This is a genomic window from Streptoverticillium olivoreticuli subsp. olivoreticuli (assembly GCF_003391135.1).
In the GTDB taxonomy this organism is placed as follows: Bacteria; Actinomycetota; Actinomycetes; order Streptomycetales; family Streptomycetaceae; genus Streptomyces; species Streptomyces blastmyceticus.
On record NZ_CP031455.1, the window covers coordinates 5,408,050 to 5,426,072 of the forward strand.

At 70.2% G+C, this 18,023-nt stretch carries 17 protein-coding genes and 1 tRNA gene; 11 read left to right on the forward strand and 7 right to left on the reverse strand.

Annotated features, from left to right (window positions below; translation table 11 throughout):
- Positions 1–84 precede the first annotated feature (84 nt).
- From DXZ73_RS23800 to DXZ73_RS23845, 10 genes are all read left to right on the forward strand, one after another.
- Positions 85–1,299 carry a DNA polymerase III subunit delta' gene (locus DXZ73_RS23800; RefSeq protein ID WP_116213099.1) on the forward strand — a complete coding sequence of 405 codons (1,215 nt, stop codon included), beginning with the start codon at positions 85–87 and terminating at the stop codon, positions 1,297–1,299.
- Positions 1,300–1,705: 406 nt separating this feature from the next.
- A complete protein-coding gene (locus DXZ73_RS23805; RefSeq protein ID WP_116213100.1) occupies positions 1,706–3,352 on the forward strand; it encodes an alpha/beta hydrolase in 1,647 nt (548 codons plus the stop codon).
- A gap of 98 nt (positions 3,353–3,450) precedes the next feature.
- A tRNA-Thr gene (locus DXZ73_RS23810) sits at positions 3,451–3,524 on the forward strand.
- Between the two features lie 245 nt (positions 3,525–3,769).
- On the forward strand, positions 3,770–4,456 hold the full coding sequence (locus DXZ73_RS23815; protein ID WP_240351465.1) for a LuxR C-terminal-related transcriptional regulator: 687 nt from the start codon (positions 3,770–3,772) through the stop codon (positions 4,454–4,456).
- 95 nt (positions 4,457–4,551) lie between these two features.
- Positions 4,552–5,715: an aminofutalosine synthase MqnE gene (mqnE, locus tag DXZ73_RS23820; protein ID WP_116213101.1), complete on the forward strand. Its 1,164-nt coding sequence runs from the start codon at positions 4,552–4,554 to the stop codon at positions 5,713–5,715.
- Positions 5,716–5,757: 42 nt separating this feature from the next.
- Entirely contained in the window at positions 5,758–6,048 is a 291-nt protein-coding gene (locus DXZ73_RS23825; RefSeq protein ID WP_116213102.1) for a ferredoxin, read from the forward strand.
- Positions 6,049–6,056: 8 nt separating this feature from the next.
- Complete coding sequence (locus DXZ73_RS23830) at positions 6,057–6,956, forward strand: menaquinone biosynthetic enzyme MqnA/MqnD family protein (RefSeq protein WP_116215803.1); 900 nt, start codon at positions 6,057–6,059, stop codon at positions 6,954–6,956.
- A 76-nt stretch (positions 6,957–7,032) separates the two neighbouring features.
- Complete coding sequence (mqnC, locus tag DXZ73_RS23835) at positions 7,033–8,235, forward strand: cyclic dehypoxanthinyl futalosine synthase (RefSeq protein ID WP_116215804.1); 1,203 nt, start codon at positions 7,033–7,035, stop codon at positions 8,233–8,235.
- Positions 8,236–8,276: 41 nt separating this feature from the next.
- The gene (locus DXZ73_RS23840; RefSeq protein ID WP_116215805.1) at positions 8,277–9,674 is read left to right on the forward strand and encodes an MFS transporter; all 1,398 of its coding nucleotides are present in this window, start codon (positions 8,277–8,279) and stop codon (positions 9,672–9,674) included.
- A gap of 102 nt (positions 9,675–9,776) precedes the next feature.
- Positions 9,777–10,814 (forward strand): methyltransferase, encoded by a 1,038-nt coding sequence (locus DXZ73_RS23845; RefSeq protein WP_116213103.1) that lies wholly within the window; start codon positions 9,777–9,779, stop codon positions 10,812–10,814.
- Between the two features lie 81 nt (positions 10,815–10,895).
- On the opposite strand, the gene DXZ73_RS23850 is transcribed toward DXZ73_RS23845, so the two are convergent.
- From DXZ73_RS23850 to lysW, 7 genes are all read right to left on the reverse strand, one after another.
- Positions 10,896–11,885: a transketolase family protein gene (locus tag DXZ73_RS23850; protein WP_116213104.1), complete on the reverse strand. Its 990-nt coding sequence runs from the start codon at positions 11,883–11,885 to the stop codon at positions 10,896–10,898.
- Positions 11,882–12,760 carry a transketolase gene (locus DXZ73_RS23855; protein WP_116213105.1) on the reverse strand — a complete coding sequence of 293 codons (879 nt, stop codon included), beginning with the start codon at positions 12,758–12,760 and terminating at the stop codon, positions 11,882–11,884. The genes DXZ73_RS23850 and DXZ73_RS23855 overlap by 4 nt, the downstream gene beginning before the upstream one ends.
- Positions 12,760–13,884 carry a M20/M25/M40 family metallo-hydrolase gene (locus DXZ73_RS23860; RefSeq protein ID WP_116213106.1) on the reverse strand — a complete coding sequence of 375 codons (1,125 nt, stop codon included), beginning with the start codon at positions 13,882–13,884 and terminating at the stop codon, positions 12,760–12,762. Before DXZ73_RS23860 ends, DXZ73_RS23855 begins: the two co-directional genes overlap by 1 nt.
- Positions 13,881–14,759: a [LysW]-aminoadipate kinase gene (locus tag DXZ73_RS23865; protein ID WP_116213107.1), complete on the reverse strand. Its 879-nt coding sequence runs from the start codon at positions 14,757–14,759 to the stop codon at positions 13,881–13,883. Before DXZ73_RS23865 ends, DXZ73_RS23860 begins: the two co-directional genes overlap by 4 nt.
- Positions 14,760–14,892: 133 nt before the next feature.
- Positions 14,893–15,930 (reverse strand): N-acetyl-gamma-glutamyl-phosphate reductase, encoded by a 1,038-nt coding sequence (gene argC, locus DXZ73_RS23870; RefSeq protein WP_116213108.1) that lies wholly within the window; start codon positions 15,928–15,930, stop codon positions 14,893–14,895.
- Complete coding sequence (locus DXZ73_RS23875) at positions 15,918–16,763, reverse strand: RimK family alpha-L-glutamate ligase (protein WP_275898618.1); 846 nt, start codon at positions 16,761–16,763, stop codon at positions 15,918–15,920. The genes argC and DXZ73_RS23875 overlap by 13 nt, the downstream gene beginning before the upstream one ends.
- A gap of 29 nt (positions 16,764–16,792) precedes the next feature.
- Complete coding sequence (gene lysW, locus DXZ73_RS23880; RefSeq protein ID WP_116213109.1) at positions 16,793–16,957, reverse strand: lysine biosynthesis protein LysW; 165 nt, start codon at positions 16,955–16,957, stop codon at positions 16,793–16,795.
- A 324-nt stretch (positions 16,958–17,281) separates the two neighbouring features.
- Here lysW and DXZ73_RS23885 point away from each other — a divergent pair, with 324 nt between their 5' ends.
- A complete protein-coding gene (locus DXZ73_RS23885; protein ID WP_275898587.1) occupies positions 17,282–18,013 on the forward strand; it encodes a sulfotransferase family protein in 732 nt (243 codons plus the stop codon).
- The last annotated feature ends 10 nt before the right edge of the window (positions 18,014–18,023 follow it).

Sequence of the window (18,023 nt, forward strand, 5' to 3'; positions counted from 1 at the left end):
CCGGACGGGCTGGACCGTGGCGTTCCATGTCAGTGCCGTGTCCCACAATGGGTAGCCGCAGGACGAACAGCTCGGAGGGCAGCCATGGCGGTGTGGGACGACCTGGTCGGCCAGGACCGGGTGACGGAGCAGCTCTCCGCAGCCGCGCGCGACGCGGACGCGCTGGTCACCGGCGCGGGCGGCGGGCCGGGCCCGGGCGAGAGTGGTGGGTCGATGACGCACGCCTGGCTGTTCACCGGTCCGCCCGGTTCGGGGCGGGCCACCGCGGCCCGCGCGTTCGCCGCCGCGCTCCAGTGCGTCAGCCCGGACCGCTCCGTGGGCGGGGTCCCCGGCTGCGGATTCTGTGACGGCTGCCACACCAGCCTCGTGGGCACGCACGCGGACGTGGAGATCGTGCGCACGGACCAGCTCTCGATCGGCGTCAAGGAAACCCGTGACCTCGTCCGCCGCGCCCAGCTGTCCCCTGCGGTCGGCCGCTGGCAGGTGATCGTCCTGGAGGACGCCGACCGGCTGACCGAGGGCGCGGGCAACGTCCTGCTCAAGGCGGTGGAGGAGCCCGCTCCGCGCACCGTGTGGCTGCTGTGCGCGCCGTCCCTGGAGGATGTGCTGCCGACGATCCGGTCCCGCTGCCGCCTGCTCACCCTGCGGACGCCGCCCGTGGCCGCGGTCGCGGACCTCCTCGTCCGCCGTGACGGCATCGAGCCCGAGATCGCCGGGCAGTCGGCGCGGGCCACGCAGGGCCACATCGGCCGCGCCCGCCGCCTCGCCACCGACGAGCGCACCCGCGCCCGCCGCACGGCCGTCCTCAGGCTCCCGCTCCGCGTCGACGACGTCGGCGGCTGCCTGAAGGCCGCGCAGGAGCTGATCGACGCCGCCTCCGAGGACGCCAAGCAGGTCGCCGAGGAGGTCGACACCAAGGAGACCGAGGAGCTGCGCGCCGCCCTGGGCGCGGCGGCCGGCACCGGCAGCCGCCTCCCGCGCGGCACGGCGGGCGCCATGAAGGAGCTCCAGGACCGGCAGAAGCGCCGCAGCACCCGCACCCAGCGCGACAGCCTCGACCTCGCCCTCGTGGATCTGACCGGTTTCTACCGCGACGTGCTGGCGATGCAGCTCGGCTCGCGCGTGGAGCTCGCCAACACCGATGTCCGCGACGCCCTCCAGCGCGTCGCCTCGGGCTCCGGGCCGGAGGGGACCCTGCGCCGCATCGAGGCGATCATCGAGTGCCGCCGCGCCCTCGACCGGAATGTGGCACCACTCCTCGCGGTCGAGGCGATGACGATGGCCCTGCGGGCGGGCTGAGCGCCGGCTGTACTCCACCGGCCGCGGTTCTGCGGGTGGTTGTCGTCCGCACCACCGCTGCGCGGCGGTGTCCTCACGCCGGACGGGCTGGATGCGGCTGATGTGAGTGCGCATCGCAACCCGTTGGGCGCCTTCGAGCGTGAGCCGGGGGAGCTCCCGCCGCAGGCGGCGGACGGCCCGCAGCCGGGCTGCCGTCCGCCAAGACGGCCCGGACCGGTTCCCCACGCGCGCGGGCGCCGACAGTTACGCGATCTCACTCATACGAGGCCTAGTGGCCCGGCAACCGGTCATGCCGCACACCCATATGGATACGCTCCGTGCGGGCATCGTGATCTGTCGTAACCAACAGTCATTCCCGCTGCTCGCGTTTTTCATGCCCCCGTCACTCCATCAGAGGGACCAGCCGATGGATTCGAGCCGTCTGCTCCGCACCTCAGGCGCCGTCATCGCGACCGCGGCACTGCTGATCTCCGGCTGTGCCCTGGAGGACTCGGCGCCGAGCGCGTCCGCGGCGGCGAGACCCCAGGCCCGGGGCGACGGCCACGCCTGGGGGTACTCCCCGGCCGCGGGCGCGATCGACACCGTCCGGTCCCGTACGGGCCTGGCGGCCCCCCTCGCGCCCCTCCCGAAGGCGCTGCCCTCCGCCCTGCGCCACTACTACGCCCAGAAGCTCGCCTGGCACGCGTGCGGCTCCGCCGGCTTCGAGTGCGCCTCCCTGACCGCGCCCCTGGACTACGACCGGCCGCGGGAGGGCGACGACATCAGGCTCGCCGTCTCCCGCAAGAAGGCGACCGGCCCCGGCGTGCACCTCGGCTCCCTGATGGTCAACCCGGGCGGCCCCGGCGGCTCGGCGGTCAACTACCTTCAGCAGTACGCGGGGGTCGGCTATCCCGCCGCCGTCCGTGCCCGGTACGACATGGTCGGCATGGACCCGCGCGGCGTCGCCGCGAGCGAGCCGGTCACCTGTCTCACCAACGCCGAGATGGACGCCTACACCCAGGTCGACCAGACGCCCGACGACGCCACCGAGGTCGACGAGCTGGTCGGGGCGTACCGGAAGTTCGCCGACAGCTGCGCGGCCCGCACGGGCAGGCTGCTGGCCCATGTCTCGACCGTCGACGCCGCCCGCGACATGGACATCCTGCGCGCGGCCCTGGGCGACGAGAAGCTGACGTACGTCGGCGCCTCGTATGGCACCTTCCTCGGCGCCACCTATGCCGGGCTCTTCCCGTCCCGCGTCGGCCACATGGTGCTCGACGGCGCCCTGGACCCCTCCCTGGACTCGGAGCGGATCAACCTCGACCAGACCGCCGGCTTCCAGACCGCCTTCACCGCCTTCGTGCAGGACTGCCTCAAGCGCAAGGACTGTCCCCTCACCCCCGCCGCGAACGTCGCCGCGGCGGGGGACCGGCTCAGCGCGCTCTTCAAGCAGCTCGACGCCCACCCGATCCAGGCGGGGAAGACCCGCAGGCTCACCGAGAGCCTGGCCACGACGGGTGTGATCTCCGCCATGTACGACGAGGCCGCCTGGGGCCTCCTCCGCAGGGCGCTGGGTGCCGCGCAGCGCGGCGACGGCGCCCAGCTGCTCCGGCTCTCGGACGCCTATTACGAGCGGGACGGCAAGGGCGCGTACACCAACCTGATGTTCGCCAACGCCGCCGTGAACTGCCTCGACCTCCCGCCGGCCTTCCACGACCCGGACGACGTCCGCGAGGCCCTCCCCGAGTTTCGCAAGGCGTCGCCCGTCTTCGGCGCCAGCCTCGCCTGGTCGGCTCTGACCTGCGGTTACTGGTCCTTGCCCGCCGCCGGCCGCCCCCACCGCATCCCGGCCCGGGGGGCCGCCCCCATCCTCGTCGTCGGCACCACCCGCGACCCCGCGACCCCCTACCCCTGGGCCCGCTCCCTCGCCTCCCAGCTCGACTCGGGCCGCCTCCTCACCTACGACGGCGACGGTCACACGGCCTACACCCGGGGCAGCCGCTGCATCGACACCGCGATCAACGACTACCTCCTCACGACCACCCCGCCGCCCGCCGCCCAGAAGTGCTCCTGACCTGCGGATCCCCTCTCCCGACCGCTGTGTACGGAGCACCCCTCGAAACTGTGTAGACTTGGGCGCGCTGCTGATGCCGAACCGGTGTCCGGCAGCTTGCCGCCTTAGCTCAGTTGGCCAGAGCAACGCACTCGTAATGCGTAGGTCTCGGGTTCGAATCCCGAAGGCGGCTCAGGTGAAGCCCAGGTCAGATTCTTTCTGACCTGGGCTTTCTTGTTGTGCCGGGCGCGGGGCGCGGCGAACAGATCACAGCGCCGGGCAGGGCCTGCCGCAGGGGCCGGTGGCTACAGTGGATTTGATCAGCATCGGACGTGCGGTGATGGATTCGGCGCGATCACGGGGGCGGTAAAACGGAGCTTGTTCTTTCACTTCGTGTTTCGGTGTTCCCGTGGCGCGCGAAGGAAAGGAACGCCCCCCATGTCGCCCCACCTCAAAGCCGCTGTCGACGCGGTTTTTCGCCCCGTCGATCTGCACCACACATGCATGGCGGGGCTGGACGCGACGCTCACCATACGGGCCACCGACACCGACTTCCTGCGCCAATTCGGGGGCACCGCCGACGAGTTGTGCGGCCGCCATCTGTACGACCTGCTGGAGCCCGGCGCGTCGGAGGTGCTGGACCGGCAGTTCGCCGGGCTCTCCTCGGGCGGGCATCCCCGCTTCACCGAGCAGGTCGTCGGATATCGCCAGGACCGAACTCCCTTTTCGGCGGACATCACCGGCATCGCCATTCATAGTTCCCATTGCCCGCCTGATGCCACCACCTACCTCATTGCCGTATTTCCGGCCGATGATCCTGCTCCGCCGCCCGCCAAGTCGCTCCTCTCCCCGGTGGACGCGCGCATTCTGGAAGGCATCGCCAAAGGCACCTCCAATCTTCAGCTCGCGGTGCAGCTCTACCTCAGCAGGCAGGGCGTCGAGTACCACGTGGGGCGGATGCTCCGGCAGCTGAAGGTGCCCAACCGTGCGGCTCTCGTGGCCCGCGCGCACTCCCTCGGGATGTTCGGCGCCGGCACCTGGCCGCCTCGCGTACTGCCGCAGTTCGTCAAGGGAACCGAACAAAGCGCACGCCGGTGTACCGATTCGGGCATGGTCACCTTCTAGCAAAGCGGCTGTGGTGTGGGGAATTCCCTAGACCTGCCTCCGGGAGGATGCGAGCACCGTGCCCTTGTGGGCACTCACGGAGGGGGTAGCTGGGTATGGACGCTGGGCTGAAGCGTGAGCTGGAGGAGAAGGTCCACGCGGGTGTGCGGTTGACCCGTGAGGACGGTATCGCCCTCTATGAGTCCGACGACCTGGCGTGGCTGGGCGGTCTCGCCCATGAGGTGCGGACGCGCAAGAACGGTGACGTCGTCCACTTCAACGTCAACCGCCACCTCAACATGACGAATGTGTGTACGGCGTCGTGTGCGTACTGCTCGTTCCAGCGGAAGCCGGGTGAGAAGGACGCTTACACGATGCGGATCGAGGAGGCCGTCCGCCTGGCGAAGGCGATGGAGAACGAGAACCTCACCGAGCTGCACATCGTCAATGGTCTGCATCCGACGCTGCCGTGGCGGTACTACCCGCGTTCGCTGCGTGCGCTGAAGGAGGCGCTGCCGAGCGTGTCGCTGAAGGCGTTCACGGCCACCGAGATCCAGCACTTCGAGAAGATCTCCGGCATGCCGGCCTCCGAGATCCTGGATGAGCTGATCGATGCGGGTCTTGAGTCGCTGACCGGTGGTGGTGCGGAGATCTTCGACTGGGAGGTCCGTCAGCACATCGTCGACCATGACACCCACTGGGAGGACTGGTCGCGCATCCACCGCCTCGCGCATTCCAAGGGGTTGAAGACTCCGTCGACGATGCTGTACGGGCATATCGAGGAGCCCCGGCACCGGGTGGATCATGTGCTGCGGCTGCGTGAGCTGCAGGACGAGACCGGTGGTTTCCAGGTCTTCATCCCGCTGCGCTATCAGCACGATTTCGTGGACATGAAGGACGGCAAGGTCCGTAACCGTCTCCAGGCGCGGACGAGTATGGCGACGGGTGCGGAGGCGCTGAAGACGTTCGCGGTGTCGCGTCTGCTGTTCGACAATGTGCCGCATGTGAAGGTGTTCTGGGTGATGCACGGTGTGCAGACGGCTCAGCTGGCGTTGCAGCACGGTGCGGATGACATGGATGGTTCGGTCGTCGAGTACAAGATCACGCATGATGCGGACAATTACGGTACGCCGAACAAGCTGACGCGTGATGATCTGCTGGATCTGATCCGGGACGCGGGTTTCCGGCCGGTGGAGCGGAACACGCGGTACGAGGTGATCCGTGAGTATCCGGGTCCGGACGCGTCGCTGCGCGAGTCGCCCCAGCCCATGCGCGTCTGAATCCCGACCGAGTACCCAACGAAGACGATCGGCGGATCCCTTATGCCCACCCATGCGCACGACGAAGACCTCGAAGTCTGGATCGACCAGGAATTGTGCACCGGAGACGGAATCTGCGCGCAATACGCGCCGGACGTCTTCGAGTTGGACATCGACGGACTCGCCTATGTGAAGGACGCGGACGACGAGCTGCGCCAGGAGCCGGGCGCGGCCGTGACCGTTCCTCTGCCGTTGTTGCAGGACGTGGTGGATTCCGTGCAGGACTGCCCCGGTGACTGCATCCACGTGCGCCGCAGGAGCGATCTGACCGAGGTCTACGGCCCCGACGCGTGAATCGGAAGATGACCCTGCCCCGCACGGAAACCCCGGTGCACATACCGTCCCGCCGTCCCAAGGTCGGCCACATCCGGTTCCTGAACTGCCTTCCCCTCTCCTGGGGTCTGGCCAGGACCGGCGGTCTGCTCGATCTCGATCTGACCTCGGACACCCCGGACCGCCTCAATGCCGCGCTCGTCTCCGGTGAGCTCGACATGGGCCCGATAAGCCTCGTCGAATTCCTCCGGAACGCCGACGAGTTGGTGGCCCTGCCGGGCATCGGCATAGGCAGTGACGGCCCGGTGATGTCCTGCCTGATCGTCAGCCGGGTGCCGCTGGAGGAGCTCGACGGCGAACGCGTCGCGCTCTGCGACACGAGCCGTACGTCGGTGCGGCTGGCCCAACTGCTGCTGGCGGAGCGGACCGGCGTCAAGCCGGACTACTTCGTCTGCCCTCCGGACCTCGACACGATGCTGTCGCGGGCGTCCGCCGCCGTGGTCATCGGTGACCCCGCGCTGCGGGCGTCCCTGCTGGAGGCGCCCCGACAGGGGCTGCGTGTGTACGACCTGGGGCGGCTGTGGCGGGAGTGGACCGGACTGCCCTTCGTCTTCGCGGTGTTCGCGGCCCGGCGCGCCTTCCTGGCGCAGGAGCCGGAGACCGTGCGCGAGGTCCACCGGGCGCTGCTCGCCGCACGGGACCTCGCCCTGGCCGAGGTGGACACGGTGTGCGAGCGGGCCGCCCGCTGGGAGGAATTCGACGCGGGGACGCTGAAGCGCTATTTCACCGAGGCGCTCGACTACGGCCTCGGTGACCGCCAGTTGGCCGGCATCACGGAATTCGCCCGCAGGGCCGGAGGCGGCGACGAGGGATTCCCGCCGGACGTCCGGGTGCGGCTGCTGGACGCCGCTGCCGCCGAAAAGAAGTGAGCCGGACGTGACCGGTGACGAGCCGGTGAGCTCCGGCGTGATCGAAAAGCCGACGAACTCTGGAAAGGGCAGCGATATGCCGACGTTCGAAGAGCAGCACCCAGGACTGACGGCCGTACTGGACCGTGCCGCTGCCGGTGGCCGGATCTCTCCGGAGGAGGCTCTCGATCTGTATCGCTCCGCGCCGTTGCATGCTCTGGGTGCGGCGGCCGATGCCGTGCGTCGTAGGCGGTATGCGGGTGTGGAGCACATCGCGACGTACATCATCGAGCGGAACATCAATTACACGAATTCGTGTGTGACGGCGTGCAAGTTCTGTGCGTTCTATGCCCCGCCGAAGAGTGACAAGGTGTGGACGCGTGGTCTGGACGACATCTTGCGCCGGTGCGCGGAGACGGTCGAGCTGGGCGGCACGCAGATCATGTTCCAGGGTGGGCACCACCCGGATTACGGGGTGGAGTATTACGAGGAGCACTTCGCGGCGATCAAGAAGGCGTTCCCGCAGCTGGTGATCCACTCCCTGGGTGCGTCCGAGGTGGACCACATGGCGCGGATCTCGGGTGTGTCGGCGGAGGAGGCGATCCGCCGTATCCATGCCGCGGGCCTGGACTCCTTCGCGGGTGCGGGTGCGGAGCTGCTTCCGGCGCGGCCGCGGACGGCGATCGCTCCGTTGAAGGAGTCGGGTGAGCGGTGGCTGGAGATCATGGAGCTGGCTCACACGATGGGTGTGGAGTCGACGTCCACGATGCTGATGGGTACGGGTGAGACGAACGCGGAGCGGATCGAGCACTTGCGGATGATCCGTGAGGTGCAGGACCGTACGGGTGGTTTCCGTGCGTTCATTCCGTACACGTATCAGCCGGAGAACAACCATCTGAAGGGCCGTACGCAGGCGACGTTGTTCGAGTACTTGCGGATCATTGCGGTGGCCCGTCTGTTCCTGGACAACGTGGCGCATATCCAGGGGTCGTGGCTGACGACGGGCAAGGAGGTCGGTCAGATGTCGTTGCACTACGGTGCGGACGATCTGGGTTCGATCATGCTGGAGGAGAACGTGGTCTCCTCGGCGGGTGCGAAGCACCGTTCCAACCGTATGGAGATCATTGACCTCATCCGTAAGGCGGGGCGGGTGCCGGCGCAGCGTGCGACGACGTACGAGCACCTGCTGGTGCATGACGACCCGGCGGACGACCCGGTCGACGACCGGGTGGTCTCGCACCTGTCGTCCACCGCGATCGAGGGCGGCACCGCACACCCTGAACTGAAGCTCATATCGTGACGCAGAGCGGCCGCAAGTGGCTGATCCTCGCGATCTGTTGCATGAGCCTGTTCATCGTCGGGCTCGACACCACGATCGTGAACCTCGCCCTCCCTTCCATCCAGAGCGATCTGCGCGCGTCGGCGTCGGGCCTCCAGTGGACGGTCGACGCCTACACCGTGGTGCTCGCCAGTCTGCTGATGCTGTCCGGGTCGATGGCCGACCGGTTCGGCAGGCGGCGCACGTTCCAGACCGGACTGCTGCTTTTCGGACTGGCGTCGCTGCTGTGCAGTCTCGCGCCGGACACCGGTTCGCTGGTCGCCTTCCGGATGCTCCAGGCGGTCGGCGGGGCGATGCTCAACCCGGTCGCGATGTCGATCATCGTCAACACCTTCACCGACCTGAAGGAGCGGGCCAGGGCGATCGGTATCTGGGGCGGGGTCGCGGGCATGAGCCTGGCCTTCGGACCGGTCGTCGGCGGCGCGCTGGTCGACGCGAGCGGCTGGCGCTCGATCTTCTGGATCAACGTGCCCGTGGCCGCGCTCGCCCTGGGGCTCACCGCGCTGTTCATCCCGGAGTCCAAGGCGCCGCGCCCGCGCAGGCTCGACCCGGTCGGGCAGCTGCTGGTGATCGCGCTGCTCGCGGCGCTGACGTTCGGGATCATCGAGGGGCCGGGCAAGGGCTGGGGATCGCCGCTGATCGTCGGCTGCTTCACGGTCGCCGTCGGCTCGGCCGCCGCCCTGGGGTGGTACGAGCGGCGCCGGCCCGAACCGCTGCTGGACCTCCGGTTCTTCCGGAGCGTGCCGTTCACCGGCGCGATCGTCTCCGCGGTGTGCGGCTTCGCCGCGCTGGCCGGCTTCCTTTTCCTCAACTCCCTCTACCTCCAGGACGTACGGCACTATTCGCCGCTGCGGGCGGGGCTGCTCACCCTGCCGATGGCGGCGATGACCCTGGTCTTCGGCCCGCTGGCGGGGCGGATCATCGGGGCGCGCGGGCCGCGGGTCCCGATGATGGCGGCCGGGGGCGGGATCGCGCTGTGCGCCCTGCTGCTGTGCCGCCTGGAGGCGGACACCCCGATCCGGTTCCTCGTCGTCGCCTATGTGCTCTTCGGCATCGGCTTCGGCATGCTCGACGCGCCCATCACCTACTCCGCGGTCTCCGGAATGCCGCGCTCGCAGGCGGGTGTCGCGGCGGCGGTCACCTCGACCGGGCGGCAGGTGGGGGCGTCGCTCGGGGTCGCCGTGCTCGGTTCGGTGTCGACGGCCCGTATCCGGGGGCCGTTCGCGAGTGGCTTCCCCGCGGCGAGCCATCTGGGCTGGGGAATCATGGCCGGCTGCGGATGCGCGGTGCTGGTCCTGGCCGTGGTCACCACCAGCGCCTGGGCGCGGCGGTCCGCGGAGCCGGCACCTCAGCAGCAGCAGGAGTCGGCCGGGTCGTCGGCCGTCGGCCGCGGTCACTGAACTGCTGTTCCCGAAGAGTTTTTTCCGTCAGCACCTTTTTGGTCATCACCTTTTCTCACGGCACTTTTGCACGGCACAAAAACGTCTCAGGAGGCTTGGACCATGGCACGAACCGAGATGCCCATCGAGGCGCAGCTCCGACCTTTCTACAAGGCCCATTACCACTTCCAATTCCTGAGCGCTGCCTTTCAGTTCGGGCTCTTCACGATCCTGGAGCAGGAGCCGGGCATCGTCGCCAAGGACATCGCGATACGGCTGGACCTGAAGGAGCAGCCGACGCGCATCCTGCTGCTGGGCTGCACCGCCACGGGCCTGATCCGCAAGGAGGACGGCGGTTACTACAACACCCCGCTCACCCAGCCGCTCAGCGCTGACCCGGACCAGGCGCCGGGTTCCTTCATCCCGTGGGAGCAGCAGGGCATCTACCGCGCGATGTCGTGGTTCCCCGAGGCGCTGCAGGCGGACACCAACATCGGTCTCCAGCGGGAGATCCCGGGCACGGCGCCGACGCTTTACGGGCGCCTCGCCGGGAACCCGGAGCTGGAGTCCACCTTCCACACCATGATGGGCGCGGTCAGCCGGCTCGTCGGAGAGGAGATCGCCGGGAAGCTCGACCTCTCGGCGCACCGCCACCTGCTCGACGTCGGCGGTGGCACGGCCATCAACGCGTCCACGCTGGCCGCGCGTTGGCCCGAGCTGCGGGTGACCATCGGCGACCTGCCGTCGGTCGCGGCGGCGGCGAACGAGAAGGTCGCGGAGATGGGGCTGTCCGACCGGGTCTCGGCCGTCCCCCTCGACGCCTTCAACGACGAGTTCCCCACCGGCTGCGACGCGATCCTCTTCGCGCACTTCCTGGAGATCTGGTCCGCGGAGCGGATCCGGGAGCTGCTGGCGAAGGCGTCGCGGGCGCTGGAGCCCGGGGGCGCCGTCTTCGTCGTCACGCCGCACCAGAACGACGAGGAGACGGGGCCGGAGCGGGCGGCGTACCTCTCGGCCTACTTCCACACGATCGCCTCGGGCGAGGGCATGGTCTATACGGGGCGGGAGTACGAGCAGTGGTTCGTTGAGGCGGGGCTGGAGCCTTCAGGGCGTGTCATGTTGGGTGCGGATACGGTGGTTATCTGCGGGCGTAAGGCTTGATGACGGCGAAGGGGCGGGCGGGGGTTTCTCCCCTGCCCGCCCCTTCCCGCAACTGGGGGACAAGCCCCCGGACCCCCTGCCTCAGGCGCGCAGCGCCTCGGTCACCTGGTTCACGATCGCCGTCGCCGTGATGCCGTTGCGTTCCACGAGGTGGCTCTGGCCGCCCGTGCCGCGTGCGAAGTGGTCGCCGAGGGCGACGCGGCGGACGGGGGTGGGGACGCCGAGTTCGGCGATCGTCTCGGCGGTCGCGGAGCCCAGGCCGCCCGCCGCCCAGTGCTCCTCCACGGTGACGACGGCCTTCGTCGTACGCGCCGCCGTGACCAGCGCCCGGGTGTCCAGCGGCTTGACCGTGTGGAAGTTGAGCACCGCCGCCTCGATGCCCGCGCCGGCGAGCGTGCCGGCCGCTTCGAGCGCGGCGAGCACGGGGTACGGGCCGGTGGCCACCAGCGTCACGTCGTCGCCCTCGCGCAGCCGCTGGGCCTCGCCGAGCCGCAGGGGCGGGGCGCCGGCCGGGAGGTCCGGGGTGGCGTTGCGGCCCAGGCGGATGTAGACGGGGCCCGGGAGTTCCTGGGCCTGCCGGATGAGAGCCTCGGTGGAGGCGGCGTCGGTGGGGACCACGACCGTGAGGTTCGGGAGCAGCCTGGTGATGGCCAGGTCCTCCAGCGAGTGGTGCGTGGAGCCCAGGTGGCCCGCGGCGAGGCCGCCGTGGGTGGCGGCGATCCGTACGGGCAGGTTGTTCAGGGCGATGTCCAGCTTCAGGGACTCCAGCGCCCGTGTGGTGGCGAACGTCGCCATCGTGTTGACGAACGGCAGCCGCCCGGCCTTGGCCAGGCCCGCGGCCACGCCCATCAGGTTCTGCTCGGCGATGCCGAGGTTGACGTAGCGGGCGGAAGTGCCGCCGAAGTCGACGCCGTTGAACAGTCCGGTGTCGCTGTCCAGGCACACCACCCGCTCGTCGGCGGCGAGGAACTCCACGAGCAGGTCGCGGTAGACCTCGCGGCTGGAGGGGATCGCGGGGGCCGGGGCGGTTTCCGCCGGGGCCGGGTGGGCTTCGGTCGCCACGGTGGTCATGCCTGTGCCGCCTTCCTGGACTGGGCGCGCAGGATCGCCAGCGCCCGCTTCTTCGGTCGCTCGCCGAGGCGGGCGTAGTGGCTGCGCGCCTGTCCCTCGATGTAGGGCAGGCCGCGGCCCTTGACCGTCCGCGCGATCAGCACGGTCGGCCGGTCCGCGTCGTACGGGATGCCGTCGAGCGTGGCGCGGAGCAGGGCGATGTCGTGCCCGTCCACCTCGTGCACGTTCCACCCGAAGCTGTGCCAGCGGTCGGCCAGCGGCTCCAGGGCGACGGCGTTCTCGGTCGGGCCGGTGATCTGGAGGCTGTTGCGGTCCACGACGGCGACGAGCCGGCCGAGGCCGAGCGAGCCGGCCGCCATCGCGGCCTCCCAGTTGGAGCCCTCCTGGAGCTCGCCGTCGCCGAGGAGGACGAAGGTGCGCCGGGGAGAGGCGTCGAGCCGGGCCGCGAGGGCGAAGCCGACGCCCAGCGGCAGCCCGTGCCCGAGGGAGCCGGTGGGCATCTCGACGCCGGGCACGGCCGGGTTGGGGTGCGCGGAGAAGAGGCTCTCCGGCCTGCCGTACGTGGCCAGGTCCTCGGCGGGGAAGAAGCCGCGCTCCGCCAGGGCGGCGTAGAGGCCGATCGCGCCGTGGCCCTTGCTCAGCAGCAGCACGTCGCGCTCGGGGTCGTCGGGCGCCGCGGGGTCGATGCGCAGCACCGAGCGGTAGAGCGTCACCAGGATCTCGACGAGGGACATCGAGCCGCCGAGGTGACCTCCCTCCGCGGAGCCGCACATCTCCACGATCAGCTCGCGGACGCGCAGGGCGTGTTCCTCGGGCGCGAGGTCGCCGGTCCATGCGCTGCCCGCGGGGGAACCGGTGGGGGGAGTGGCACTCATCAGCTTTCCTCGGATACGTGCGGGGCGGTGGCCCGTGCCGGGAGGGAGGCGCCGAGCTCACGCAGGGCGGCGGACAGCACCTCGATGCCGCCGAGGTAGTCGGACAGCACGACGTGCTCGTCGTCCGCGTGGTCGAGCCTGCTGTCGCCGGGGCCGTAGGTGGCCATCGGGACGTCCCAGACCTCGGCCAGGGTGTTCATGTCGGAGGTCGCCGTCTTCACCTTCATGGACGGCTTGGCGCCCTGCTCCCGGATGCCGGCCGTGAGGGCCCGGACGACCGGGTCCGTACGGCCCACGCGGCACGCCTCGACGGTGTTGACGACCGTGATCCGGCCCTCGGGCACGGCCTCGTTCAGCCGGTGCACGAGCTTGTGGTGGTCGAAGCCGGGCGGGATGCGGATGCTGAACTCCGCCTTCGCCGTGGTGATGTCGCCGTTGATCGACACGAGCGTGGGGCCCGGCTGGTCGAAGGAGCCGTGACCCGCGTCCGGTCCCAGCAGCTCCAGCAGCGCCGACCAGGCGCCCGCGGCCAGCTCCGTCGCCTTGGGCAGCGGGTTGCTGGGGTGGGTCGCCTCGCACTCCACCTCGTAGAGCAGGTCGAGCTTGCCCTTGTAGCCGAGCACGACGGTCGACCAGCCGCTCGGCTCGCCGATGACGAACGCGTCCGGCCTGGGGTGGGTGCGGCGGATGTGCATCGCGCCGCGCGACAGCGCCGTCTCCTCCTCCACGGCGCCCACGACCACGACCCGGCCCCGGAAGTCCGTCGCGGTGGCGGCCGCGCAGACCATGGTGGCCAGCGGGGTCTTGGCGTCCACGGCGCCGCGCCCGTAGAGCCGCCCCTCGGAGGCGTAGACGGGCAGGTCGCCGGTGACGGTGTCCATGTGGCCGAGCAGCATCACCGTCGGCCCGTCGCCGCGGACGATCTCGCCGACGGCGTTGCCCGCCTCGTCGACCCGGGCGTCGAAGCCGAGCTCCGTCATGCTCTCGGCCAGGAAGGCGGCGAGCTCCCCCTCCTCGTACGAGGGGGACGGGATCTCCAGCATGCGGCGCAGCATGCCGACCGCGTACGACTCCGTGCACGTGGAGGCGCCCGCTCGTGGTGTGCGGCTGATCGGCGTGCTCATCGGCGTGCCTCTTCCCCGGCCGTCGCGGGCCTGTCGGTCGTGTCCGTCGCCGCCGGATCGTCGGCGATCACGATCTCGGTGGCGTGGCCCGCCAGCGCGGCCCGTACGGGGCCGGGCCGGCGGCCGTCGGCTATCAGGACGCGCCGCGCCCCGCCGAGCAGTGCCTCCCGGGCCGCGATGAGCTTGAGGCCCATGCCGCCGCCGACGTGCGGCGGCGCCCCGGTGGGCGGTACGGCGCAGACCGCCAGCACGGAGCTCTCGTCCGCCGGGTCCGCGAGGACGCCCGGCGCGCCGGTCAGCAGGACCAGCGTCTGCGCCCGGAGCGCCCCGGCGACGGCCGCGGCGGCGCGGTCGGCGTCGGTGTTCACCGGACGGCCGTCCTCCGCGAGGGCGGGCGGGGAGATCACCGGCACCGAACCGGCGTCCAGCAAGGTGTGCAGCAAAGCCGTGTTGACCTCGGTCACGCGGCCGCTGTGGTCGTCGCGGACCAGCACCTTCCGGCCGTCGACGATCGCGCGGTGCGCGGACTTGCGCCTGGCCCTCAGCAGGCCGCCGTCGAGGCCGGTGAGCCCGACGGCGGAGACGCCCTTGTCGACGAGGGCGGCGACGAGGCGGGGTTTGGCGAGCCCGGCGAGCGCGAGGTGGACCACTTCCAGGGTCGCGGCGTCGGTGTGACGGGCGGATACGCCGTCCGGCGAGGTGAGGCGGCGGGTCGGGACGTTCATGCGGTGGGCGAGGTTCTCTATGTCGGCGGAGCCGCCGTGCACAAGGGCCATGCGGGAGCCCTCGTGCGTCATTGTCGCTATGTCCTCGCAGATGGCGAGGGGGTCCACGGCTGCGTTGCCGCCGCATTTGACGACGGTGGTGTGCTGCATGCTTTTCGGCCTTTCGGCTTCTGGGGGTGGCGGGTTCTTTCCCCAGCCCCGCCCCTTCCCGGCTGGATCCGATATGCGGCTCCGCCGCGTGAGGGGGAAAGCCCCCAGACCCCCGGACGGGCTGGATTCGGCGTCAGTTCGGGTGCAGGCCCGTGAATTCCAGGCCCAGGGATTCCGGCCAGCCCTGGCGGATGTTCAGGCACTGGACCGCGTTGCCCGAGCCGCCCTTCACCAGGTTGTCGAGCGCGCCCACCACCACCGCGCTGCCCGGTTCGTCGCCGACCGAGAAGCCGACGTCGCAGAAGTTCGACCCGGAGAGGATCTTCGGCTCCGGCAGCCGGTAGAGGCCGCGCTTCTGGGCGACGACGCGTACGAACCGCTCGTCCGCGTACGCCTCGCGGTACGCCCGGCGCAGGGCGCGCTCGTCCGTGCCCTCGGTGAGCTGTACGCGGCAGAGCACCTGCACGCCGCGTACGGCCTCCACCCCGGTGGCGCTCATGGCGACCGGCAGCCCGGTGGACTGGGCGATCTCCGCCTGGTGGCGGTGGCTGTTGGGCGCGAAGATCCGCATGGCGCCGCTGCGTTCGGCGTGGATGTTGGACGAGCCCGCCGAGATGCCGGAGCCGCTGGAGCCGGTGCGAGCGTCGACCTGGATGCCGCCCGTGAGCAGCCCGGCCTCGCTGAGCGGGCGGAGCGCGAGGATGCCGGCGGTCGCCATGCAGCCCGGTACGGAGATGCGGTCGCTCTCCCGGATCTCCTCGCGGTGCCACTCGGGGAGGCCCGTGACGAAGGTGGGGATGAGCTCGGGGGCGGTGTGCGGGGTGCCGTAGTGGCGCTCGTAGACCAGCGGGTCGCGCAGCCGGAAGTCGCCGGAGAGGTCGATGACCTGCTCGGCGAGCCCGAGGAACTCGGGCATCCGGCCCATGGTCTCCTTGTGCGGCGTGGCCAGGAAGAGGACGTCGAAGCGGCCCTCGGCCTCCGCCAGCCGGTCGTTGGCGACGAAGGTCAGGTCGGTCGCCCCGCGCAGGTTGGGGTGCGGGCCGTCCACCCGCTTGCCCGCGAAGCGGTTGGAGGTCGCGACGGTCACCTCCACGCGGGGGTGGCCGATGAGGAGCCGTAGGAGTTCGCCGCCGATGTATCCGGAGGCTCCGACAACCGCTACTCGCAGCATGATTCAGACCTTGTCATGAGATGTTCGACGATCCGGTCGGCCACGTCCACGCGGTCGCCCATGGCCCGCTGGAAGCCCGAGAACTCGACGCCGTGGTTGACCTCCAGGACCACCACCTCGCCGTCGTCGCTCTCGATCAGGTCGACGCCCGCGATGTCGGCCGCCACGGTCTTCGCGGCCATGACGGCGAGTTCGGTCATCCCGGGCGAGGGAGTGAACGCCTCCGTGGTCGCGCCGCGCGCCACATTGGTGCGCCACTGGCTGCCACGGCGGTAGGTGGCGCCGAGCACCTCGCCGCCCACGACGACCATGCGGATGTCGCGGTCGGGCTTGGCGATCAGTTCCTGGACGTAGACGATGTGCGACTGCGGGGCCGGGAGGGCGGCGATGTACTCCATCACCGTCTCGGCCGTCCGCCGGTCCGGCAGCAGGGTCACCAGGCGGCCCCAGGAGCCCACGAGGGGCTTGACCACGGCGGGGTAGCCGATCTCCTCCAGGGCGTCGAGCGCGGCCTCGGGCGTGAGGGCGAGCGCGGTGCGCGGAGTGGGCAGGCCGGCCCGGCGCAGGGCCACGGAGGTCTGCCACTTGTCACCGCAGACCTCGGTGGCCGCCGCCGAGTTGACCACGATGGCGCCGGCCGCCTCCAGGGCGCGCGCGGCGTACAGGGCACGGGCGTGACCGATCTCGCGGTTGAGCACGATCCGCCGCGGCGGCCGCTGCGCGTGCAGAAGACTCCACGACGCCCGGCTGTCGACGTACTCGCAGTGGGCGCCCCGTCGTTCGAAGGCGTCGAGAAGCCGCTTCTCATCCGCTCTCATACGGGATGCGAGCATGACGAAGGGGCCCGGGCGCGTGGAGGAGGTCACTCGCCCCAGTCCTCTTCGATCTCCGGGGCCAGCACGAGCTCCACCGGGTCGACGGAGATGAGCTCGAGCTCGCTGGAGCAGCCGGCGCACTCCACGATCTCACTCACCCGGGGGTTCTCCATGAGGGCCACGGAACCTTCGCACTCCGGACACTTCGCCATGAAAACTGCTCTCCCATCGCACTGTTGCGGAATCGCGCACTTGACATGCACTTGATGCGCGGACCAAGGCTAGGGGCCCCGCTCCGGGGCGGGCATCCACTCGTTTGATGATTCGCGCGGGTCGATTCCGTTGACCGGGACTGGCATTTCCTGATGGCGCGTCGACGCGCGTCCACAACTTCTCAACGGCAGGCTGACCCGGCCCGCTTCAATTCCCGTCCGCGGGGCCCGCCGCGGTCGGTCGGCCATTGCTACTGGCGCACCGTTCAGGTTAGGTTGAGGCGCCCGTGTGCAGTATCGGAAGAGTGTGCAAGGAGTGTCATTTTGCGGTCCGCTGAAGCCCCAAGAATTCTGGCCCTCTGGAGCGCTCCACGCTGCCGCTCCACCGCATTCTTCCGCATGATGTCGGAGCGCGGTGATTTCCGGTTGCTGCACGAGCCGTTCTCGTACCTGATGGAATTCGGCTCGGTGGACGCGGCCGGCCGGAAGGTGGCGGACGAAGCCGGTCTGCTCGCCCGTATACGGGAACTCGCCGCGGACGGCCCGCTTTTCTTCAAGGACACCACCGACGAGCGCTACCCCGGACTGCTCGCGGACCCGCCGTTCCTGGCGGAGGACGCGCTGCACACGTTCATCATCCGGCACCCGCGCGAGACGATCGCCTCGTACCACGCCATCAACCCCGAGGTGCAGCTGCACCAGATCGGATTCGAGGCGCAGTACGAGCTCTTCGAGCGCGTCCGGGAGCTGACCGGGACCGTGCCCGCCGTGGTCGACGCCGCGGACCTCGTGGAGGCGCCGGAGCGGACCGTGCGGGCGTACTGCGCCGCCGCCCGCATCCCGTACCTCCCCGAGGCGCTCCAGTGGCGCAGCGGCAGCCGGGAGGAATGGGCGCCGACCGAGAAGTGGCACCGGGACGCGAGCGCGAGCAGCGGTTTCGAGAAGAAGGAGCGGGCGGACCGGGTCGACGTGGACGGACACCCCGTCCTGTCGAAGTACCTGGAACACCACCTACCGTTCTACGAGAAGCTGCGCGCGCACCGGCTGGGTGGCTGACATGGGGGCG

Bases quoted from the DNA above. Each gene is read 5' to 3' on its own strand.
- DXZ73_RS23800 (WP_116213099.1), top strand. From the start codon at position 85: ATGGCGGTGTGGGACGACCTGGTCGGCCAGGACCGGGTGACGGAGCAG.
- DXZ73_RS23805 (WP_116213100.1), top strand. From the start codon at position 1,706: ATGGATTCGAGCCGTCTGCTCCGCACCTCAGGCGCCGTCATCGCGACC.
- DXZ73_RS23815 (WP_240351465.1), top strand. From the start codon at position 3,770: ATGTCGCCCCACCTCAAAGCCGCTGTCGACGCGGTTTTTCGCCCCGTC.
- mqnE (WP_116213101.1), top strand. From the start codon at position 4,552: ATGGACGCTGGGCTGAAGCGTGAGCTGGAGGAGAAGGTCCACGCGGGT.
- DXZ73_RS23825 (WP_116213102.1), top strand. From the start codon at position 5,758: ATGCCCACCCATGCGCACGACGAAGACCTCGAAGTCTGGATCGACCAG.
- DXZ73_RS23830 (WP_116215803.1), top strand. From the start codon at position 6,057: ATGACCCTGCCCCGCACGGAAACCCCGGTGCACATACCGTCCCGCCGT.
- mqnC (WP_116215804.1), top strand. From the start codon at position 7,033: ATGCCGACGTTCGAAGAGCAGCACCCAGGACTGACGGCCGTACTGGAC.
- DXZ73_RS23840 (WP_116215805.1), top strand. From the start codon at position 8,277: ATGAGCCTGTTCATCGTCGGGCTCGACACCACGATCGTGAACCTCGCC.
- DXZ73_RS23845 (WP_116213103.1), top strand. From the start codon at position 9,777: ATGGCACGAACCGAGATGCCCATCGAGGCGCAGCTCCGACCTTTCTAC.
- DXZ73_RS23850 (WP_116213104.1), bottom strand. From the start codon at position 11,885: ATGACCACCGTGGCGACCGAAGCCCACCCGGCCCCGGCGGAAACCGCC.
- DXZ73_RS23855 (WP_116213105.1), bottom strand. From the start codon at position 12,760: ATGAGTGCCACTCCCCCCACCGGTTCCCCCGCGGGCAGCGCATGGACC.
- DXZ73_RS23860 (WP_116213106.1), bottom strand. From the start codon at position 13,884: ATGAGCACGCCGATCAGCCGCACACCACGAGCGGGCGCCTCCACGTGC.
- DXZ73_RS23865 (WP_116213107.1), bottom strand. From the start codon at position 14,759: ATGCAGCACACCACCGTCGTCAAATGCGGCGGCAACGCAGCCGTGGAC.
- argC (WP_116213108.1), bottom strand. From the start codon at position 15,930: ATGCTGCGAGTAGCGGTTGTCGGAGCCTCCGGATACATCGGCGGCGAA.
- DXZ73_RS23875 (WP_275898618.1), bottom strand. From the start codon at position 16,763: ATGCTCGCATCCCGTATGAGAGCGGATGAGAAGCGGCTTCTCGACGCC.
- lysW (WP_116213109.1), bottom strand. From the start codon at position 16,957: ATGGCGAAGTGTCCGGAGTGCGAAGGTTCCGTGGCCCTCATGGAGAAC.